The following is a 1298-nucleotide window of genomic DNA, read 5'->3' on the forward strand; positions in this document are numbered from 1 at the left end:
GGCTCTTCGCAGATGAGGGTGTAGAAGCTGACGGCGCGGCGGTGTCGGGATCGAAGTCGAGGTCTCCCGAGGATGGAAGTTCTCACACTGCCCATCCGGAAGACCTCGACGTGCACGACGCTACCTTCACTCGCCCTGACCTGACCACGTTCTGCCGACTGGATGAGCTCGGTCTCGAAGCCGTTGGGCAACGGCTCGAGCCCGACCGCGCGGTGATCGCTTGCCGCGTCGTCGAGCTCGACCAGTGGTGCCGTCGCTGCGGCTACGAAGGGGTTCCGCGGGACACGGTGGTCCGGCGGCTTGCGCACGAACCGCTCGGGTGGCGACCCACGACCCTGGAGGTCGTCGTGCGTCGCTACCGCTGCACCGACTGCTGCCATGTATGGCGACAGGACACCAGCCTGGCGGCCGAACCACGGGCGAAGCTGTCGCGCCGCGGGCTGCGCTGGGCACTAGAGGGCATCGTGGTCCAGCACCTCACCGTCGCCCGCGTCGCCGAGGGGCTCGGGGTCGCGTGGAACACCGCCAACCTCGCCGTCCTGGCCGAGGGCAAGCGCGTCCTGATCGACGACGAGCACAGGTTCGACGGGGTGAAGGTCGTCGGCGTCGATGAGCACGTCTGGAGGCACACCCGCCGCGGCGACAAGTACGTCACCGTGGTCATCGACCTGACCGGCATCCGTGAGGGCACCGGACCAGCACGGCTGCTGGACATGGTCGAGGGCCGCTCCAAGCAGGCGTTCAAGACTTGGCTCGCCGAGCGACCGCAGGCGTGGCGCGACGCGATCGAGGTGGTCGCGATGGACGGGTTCACCGGCTTCAAGACCGCCACCGCCGAGGCGCTGCCCGACGCGGTCGCGGTGATGGATCCCTTCCACGTCGTCCGGCTGGCCGGCGATGCACTGGACCGTTGCCGCCGCCGGGTCCAGCAGCACACCCAGGGCCACCGCGGCCGCAAGGACGACCCGCTATACCGGGCGCGGCGAACCCTGCACACGGGAGCTGACCTGCTCACCGACAAGCAGAACGACCGCCTGCACGGCCTATTCAGCGTCGATGCGCATGTCGAAGTCGAGGCAACCTGGGGCGTCTACCAGCGGATGATCGCCGCCTACCGCGAGCAGGACCGGCGTCGAGGCCGCGAGCTAATGGTCAAACTGATCGACTCGGTCAGCCACGGCGTCCCGAAGGCGCTCACCGAGGTCATCACGCTGGGGCGAACACTGAAGAAGCGAGCCGACGACGTACTGGCCTACTTCGACCGACCCGGCACCAGCAACGGGCCCACAGAGGCGATC

1 protein-coding gene is annotated in these 1298 nt (G+C 68.4%); it reads left to right on the forward strand.

The genetic code is table 11. The features are described 5' to 3' along the window. Positions 1-110: 110 nt before the first annotated feature. Positions 111-1298: ISL3 family transposase (locus FM110_RS10195; RefSeq protein WP_087104654.1), on the forward strand; the 1188-nt coding region annotated here is incomplete at its 3' end.

This window comes from Brachybacterium nesterenkovii (genome assembly GCF_900163655.1).
Lineage (GTDB): Bacteria > Actinomycetota > Actinomycetes > Actinomycetales > Dermabacteraceae > Brachybacterium > Brachybacterium nesterenkovii.